Source organism: Melaminivora alkalimesophila (genome assembly GCF_000282995.1).
Classification (GTDB): domain Bacteria; phylum Pseudomonadota; class Gammaproteobacteria; order Burkholderiales; family Burkholderiaceae_C; genus Melaminivora; species Melaminivora alkalimesophila.
Genome location: NZ_ALEE01000073.1, coordinates 1 through 2,632, shown reverse-complemented (window position 1 = coordinate 2,632; position 2,632 = coordinate 1). Strand labels below are relative to the sequence as shown.

At 76.9% G+C, this 2,632-nt stretch carries 2 protein-coding genes and 1 pseudogene; all 3 read right to left on the bottom strand.

Annotated features, from left to right (window positions below; all coding sequences use genetic code 11):
- Positions 1-161: 161 nt before the first annotated feature.
- Positions 162-1,403 (bottom strand): type II secretion system protein GspL, encoded by a 1,242-nt coding sequence (gspL, locus tag A612_RS00900; RefSeq protein ID WP_019372739.1) that lies wholly within the window; start codon positions 1,401-1,403, stop codon positions 162-164.
- Positions 1,400-2,395 carry a type II secretion system minor pseudopilin GspK gene (gene gspK / locus A612_RS00895; protein WP_019372738.1) on the bottom strand — a complete coding sequence of 332 codons (996 nt, stop codon included), beginning with the start codon at positions 2,393-2,395 and terminating at the stop codon, positions 1,400-1,402. Before gspK ends, gspL begins: the two co-directional genes overlap by 4 nt.
- Positions 2,392-2,632: pseudogene (locus A612_RS17220) on the bottom strand (hypothetical protein); the annotation flags it as partial. The gene gspK and the pseudogene A612_RS17220, both read right to left, overlap by 4 nt.

The window sequence follows — 2,632 nt, the reverse complement described above, 5'->3', positions numbered from 1 at the left end:
GCCGCGCAGCGTCGCCAGCGCAGGCGCCAGCAGCAGCCACCAGGCGAGCGCCAGGCCCAGCAGGCCCGCCGCCAGCAGCACCAGCGCTTGCTCGCGCGCGGCGAGGGTCTTCCAGTGCCTGCGCAAGGCGCCGGACCATGGGCGGCCGGCCGTCGTGGATGTCATCGACCCGCTCCCTCCGTGTCGGCGCGCAGCACCAGCGCATCGTCCCGGGCCAGCAGCTGCACGCCTTCGGCAGCCGCCCGCTGACGTGCCGCGGCCAGCTCCTGGGCGTTGAGCACCAGGCCGGGCAGGCGCAGCTCGCCGTCGCCGTACTCGATGGCCGCCACCGCGCGACCCGCCGGCAGGGCGTGGCCGGCTGCGGCCATGAGCGGCTCCAGGTCGCGCGCCGACAGGCTGCCCGCCTGCTGGCGCAACCGGGCGAGCTCGCGCTCCATCTGCACCGGGGCATCGACGACCACCTGCACCTGCGGGAAGCTCTCCGTCAGCAGCCGGTCCACGGCGGCGCGCTTGGCCGCCAGCGCCTGGCGGTCCTGCCAGGCCCAGAGGTTCAGGCCCGCCACCTGCACCAGCACCAGCGCCAGCAGCGCCCAGCGTGCCGGGCGCCACGGCGGCGCGTGCAGGAAGGTGTGGGCCGCGGCCGCAGCGCGGCGCAGCAGGCGCGTGCCGCCGCTGCTGGCGAGATCGAACTGCGCCAGGTTCCAGGGGCTGCGCGTGGCGGCCAGCATGCGCTCGGCCGCGGTCTGCAGCTGGATCCGGCGTGGCGCCAGCAGCCGCTCGGCCAGCGCCACCACCGCCGGCTCGGCGCGCACCGGCGGGTCATCCTCACCCGGCGCGCCCAGCCACGTCGCCGCCGTGGCGTCCAGCGGGAGCACGGCCGCCGCCAGTTCCGGACCGGCTCCGGCGACCGCAAGGCGGGCCTGCTCGGGCGGACCCAGCACCGTGCCCTCGGGCCGGCCGCTGGCGGTCGGGCCGGGCGCCAGCTCCGGCACCACCCGGTCCACCGGTCGGCCGGCCGCCTCCAGGGCCTGCAGCGCGGCCTGCAGCCAGGCGCGCTCGCACACCGCCACCCAGGCGGTGCTCCCGGACTGCGCGCCTGGCTCGAGGGCGAAGTGCAGCGTGGCGGGGTCGTCCAGCAGCTGTTCCTCCAGCAGCCCCTCGAGCACGGCACGCACCCGCCCGGCCTGGGCAAGCGCTCCCGGCGGCAGGGCCACGCGGTGCCAGGAGAGGGCGCGCGCCGGCACCACCGCCACGGTCTCGCCCGCACGCCCGGCGGCAGGCAGCAGCGCCGCGGTGGCGCTGCCGTGCCGGCTGACGGCCTGGCCGTCGGCAGACAGGGCGTAGTCGTAGCTGGCGTCGGCTGCCAAAGGCGCCAAGGGCAGGAGAATGGCGAGGGTGCTCATGGGGTCGTGGCTGGCGCGGCATTGTAGGGGCCGGCCTGCGGCGCCGGCGCCGGCAGCGCGCCGCGCTCGCGCCACAGCGTGCGCGCCTCGCCCGGCAGCTTGTGCACCAGGGAGCGCTCCTGCACCGCCACGTCCCCCAGCCGCAGCCGCCCGCGCACCTCGAAATACTGGGAGCTCACCCCATGCGTCGCCGGCGTGATGCCCCCGGCCGTGCCGAGCAGCCGGACGGCATCGGCCTCGCTGCGAAAGTGCTGCGCCTCGCGCGCCAGCACGAGTTGCTGCGCCTGCGCCATGGTCAGGCCGTCGGCGCTGGCCCACAGGGCCACGGCGCCGGCGGTGTTGAGGTTCAACCGGGTGCGCGCCGGCAGCAGCGTCGCATGGGGCGCCAGCACCTCCAGCGTCTGCGGCGGCACGCCCCACCAGCCCAGCTGCGACAGGCTGCGCGGCAGCAGCGGCGCGACCTCGGGCGTAGCGTCGGCGGCCAGCGCCTGCACCAGCTGCTGCGCGATGGCGTCGAGCTGGCTGGCCGGCAGCCCCAGGTAGTCGAACAGGCGCGCGAACTGGCGCCGCGCGGTCTCGTCCACGCGGCCGTCGCGCTCCAGGTTGCGCAGGTTCAGCAGGCCCTGCTGGTCGGTGATCTGGCCCGACAGGAACGCATCGGCCGTGTCGGTGCTGGCGTCTTCCACCTGCGCGACGTTGCGACTGGCGGCCAGGAAGGTGGACAGCCGGGCCTCCGCCAGCGGCACCGCCCAGGGCTCGGCCAGGTTGTCCGTGCCGTCGCCGGCGCGCGCCAGGGCATCCTCGCGCAGGATCAGCCGCGACCAGTCGAGCGCACCGACCAGGATCCAGGCCGCCTGGATGCGCGCGCGCTCGGCCGTCTCCACCTCCACGGCGCGCCACTGCTGCCACAGTGCCGCTGCGGCGAAGCTCGCCACCAGCGCCACGGTCAGCATGGCCGCCAGCAGGGCGGCGCCGCGCCCGTGCCGCCTCACGACTTGCCCCCGCCGACCAGCGGATTGACCCAGTCGTGCACCAGCGTGCCCGACAATGCGCCGCCCGCCGGCAGCTCCAGCTGCAGCCGCACCCCGTCCGGCACCCGCGCGGCGGCTTCCGAGAGCCCGCCCGGCGCGCGCGGCGCCTGCGCCCCGGTCGCGCCGCTGGACAGGGCATTGGCCCAGGCGCCGCCCCGAAAGTAGTGCAGCTGCCAGCCCTGCAGCGGCAGCAGCCGC